Here is a 2,331-nt window from a genome sequence, read left to right as displayed (position 1 = left end):
TGCCCGCTTTGAGAGACTTCGCTAAAAAGTAAACCCCTGTTAACCAATTACTCTCATCGCTGTGAGTCCCGAAATCTTCAATCATTCTAGCTGAAAAGGTGGGCGTTAGAATCCATAAGAAAGGCAATTCTGCGACCGTCAGAGTTTTGTTTGACCGTTTCGCTTTTCTCAAGATTTCGCCATGAACCGCGTATAACTTTGACAAACAACCGCGAATCTCTACCTCGGTCGGGGGATTGCGAAAAGGTTCAAATAAACAGGAAGTAGCCGCCATTTTTCCGAGTAATCCTAAAGGTAACTCAGTGGGAGGAGGTGAGCTAAATGGTTCAAACCAGACATCAATTTCTTGAACCTCACTTTTTACTTTCTTACTTTTTCCAATCGTCCCTAGAGGTGTTAGTAATTCCTCCAGATATTCCTTAGCAAATTGGTCATGAATTTGGCGAGTCATTAAAATTAATAATCAAGCATAAAAAGGACGGTAATAATCTTATTATATCATTAATTAAAAAGGAATCCAATCGACAAATCGATCCATTCTTCTGCTTCGGTAGTTTCCCAAATCATAATTAATTCTTCGGCTAGTTTTCCCATTGTTGTTGTGGGACGTATCCAAAACAGTCCCCAGATTTGTTGATTTTTTTGTCAATATTCCTCTAAATGTTCAGGCATACTGGTACGATTATCTGTCACTAACGTTGAGATAATCAGGGTCAAGAGTTCCTAACGGTGGTGTATTCGGCTCTCCAACGCGTAAAATATCTATCTCTGGATTTAACCTTAAGACAGCAATTTTCAAGCGGGGGGATAAGTTTTCATACAGTAAAAACTTGAATCTTCTAATTCTAACCCTTCAATTTTACTGAAATGCTTTTGATTATGGGTAATTAATACTAAATTATTCGCTATAGCTACTCCTGCAATTAAGAGATCGATGTCGTCAAGAGGAGTCCCTTTTTTCCTTAAGTCGGCATAAATTTTAGCTGATGTTGTCACCGATTCTTCGGTTAAAAGTAAAATTTGATTCAGTCGGGAAAATTCCAAAAACTTGTCAAGCTGTTTCTGGGCATCTCGATGTTTTAAACCGCTCAAGATTTCATAATGAGTAATCAAGCTAAAACTTAATTGTCTGTATTCTTGGAGATATAAATTACAAGAATGAACGACTTGGGGATGATTGCGGAAAAACAAAGAAAGAATATCAGTATCAAGTAAACAAGGTTTCAAATCTCGAATCTCCGCGATAAAGAATTTTGACGACGCTGTTCTACTTCCTCACAAAAATTTCTAAAATCTTCTTCAGGAATATCTTCCCAAATCCCCGCAAACTTGATAATTTTCTTACCTTCAGACGGAAGCTGAGAGAGTTCTTCTTCAGGGAAGTTCAGATTTAACTTATCGACTTGAGTTATATCCGAAGAAATTAGATGAGTTTCTAGAACCGTTTTGAGTCGATTTAAAACATCTTTTAGAGAGCTATCTTGGTGATTAATTAGTTCTAATTCTGGAAATTTTACCGAATATCCATCGGGATTTTTGGAGATAATAATACTGATTTCATTAACCATTTTTATCTCCCCTATCTAACTCTAAATTTTTCAGAATTTTTACTTTCCTATTATAGCAAAATAAGCCTTTAAAATCAGGGCAATATTTTTAGTTCATCAGGCTTTGGCTGAACAATCTTAGCCGTCACCGTCCCCACCACATACTGCTCCCTAAGAACAGCGATCGCCTCTCCAACTCCACAATACTCCAACGGGTATTGGTTAGGCGGTCGCTCGTTCCTTACTCCCACTTCATCGCATAGAGTTCGTCCAGTTTGCACTCAAAAAACTGGGCTAGTTTGCCGGTGCTGAGACTGTCGAGCCTTTTAAGTCTGCCCCTGATCAGACTTCTGATAGTGGATTGGGCTACACCTGTCCGCTCCGACAGTTCGGCGATGCTTAAGCCTTTTTCAGCCATTAACGCCTCTAGGTTGCTGTAGAAGTACAGTTCCTTCTCCTTATCGATCCATTCTTCCGCTTCGCCGGTTTCCCAAATCATACTGATTCCTGCTTCCAATCCTCTGAAAGCTCCCTTCGCTCGGCTTCTTCTCTAATCAGTTGCTCAATTGCTTCAGAACGAGTCACGCGGCGATCAAAGGCAAGCCTGTCCAGGATGTGGCTGGCAGATTCAGTCAGCATAAACTGCTTCTGCTTCTTGGTTTCACCATATTTTTCTCGTTCCGCTCTTTTGTCTATGACCGCAGGAAACCCCATATCTGTTTACCTCAATAACTTTTAACCAGTATAGCACTTCAGACATTTATCCCTTTAGATATTGACATAT

The 2,331-nt window shown here is 39.7% G+C and carries 4 protein-coding genes and 1 pseudogene; all 5 read right to left on the bottom strand.

All coding sequences use genetic code 11. The features are described from left to right. A pseudogene (locus O9295_RS21500) lies at nucleotides 1-451 on the bottom strand (hypothetical protein); the annotation flags it as partial. 344 nt (nucleotides 452-795) lie between these two features. Continuing rightward, nucleotides 796-1,227, bottom strand: coding sequence for a type II toxin-antitoxin system VapC family toxin (locus tag O9295_RS21495; RefSeq protein ID WP_288035213.1), 432 nt, complete (start codon nucleotides 1,225-1,227; stop codon nucleotides 796-798). Next, on the bottom strand, nucleotides 1,224-1,568 hold the full coding sequence (locus O9295_RS21490; protein ID WP_288035208.1) for a hypothetical protein: 345 nt from the start codon (nucleotides 1,566-1,568) through the stop codon (nucleotides 1,224-1,226). The genes O9295_RS21495 and O9295_RS21490 overlap by 4 nt, the downstream gene beginning before the upstream one ends. A 220-nt stretch (nucleotides 1,569-1,788) precedes the next feature. Then, nucleotides 1,789-2,046 (bottom strand): helix-turn-helix domain-containing protein, encoded by a 258-nt coding sequence (locus O9295_RS21485; protein ID WP_288035206.1) that lies wholly within the window; start codon nucleotides 2,044-2,046, stop codon nucleotides 1,789-1,791. Continuing rightward, entirely contained in the window at nucleotides 2,043-2,261 is a 219-nt protein-coding gene (locus O9295_RS21480; RefSeq protein ID WP_125732220.1) for a ribbon-helix-helix protein, CopG family, read from the bottom strand. The genes O9295_RS21485 and O9295_RS21480 overlap by 4 nt, the downstream gene beginning before the upstream one ends. Between the last annotated feature and the right edge of the window lie 70 nt (nucleotides 2,262-2,331).

It is taken from the genome of Microcystis sp. LE18-22.4A (assembly GCF_027531105.1).
Classification (GTDB): Bacteria; Cyanobacteriota; Cyanobacteriia; order Cyanobacteriales; family Microcystaceae; genus Microcystis; species Microcystis aeruginosa.
Note: the sequence above shows the minus strand (reverse complement) of the source record. Positions and strands in the feature narration are given on the sequence as shown.

Coding starts and splice junctions, on each gene's coding strand:
- O9295_RS21490 (WP_288035208.1), bottom strand. CDS start 1,568: ATGGTTAATGAAATCAGTATTATTATCTCCAAAAATCCCGATGGATAT.
- O9295_RS21480 (WP_125732220.1), bottom strand. CDS start 2,261: ATGGGGTTTCCTGCGGTCATAGACAAAAGAGCGGAACGAGAAAAATAT.
- O9295_RS21485 (WP_288035206.1), bottom strand. CDS start 2,046: ATGATTTGGGAAACCGGCGAAGCGGAAGAATGGATCGATAAGGAGAAG.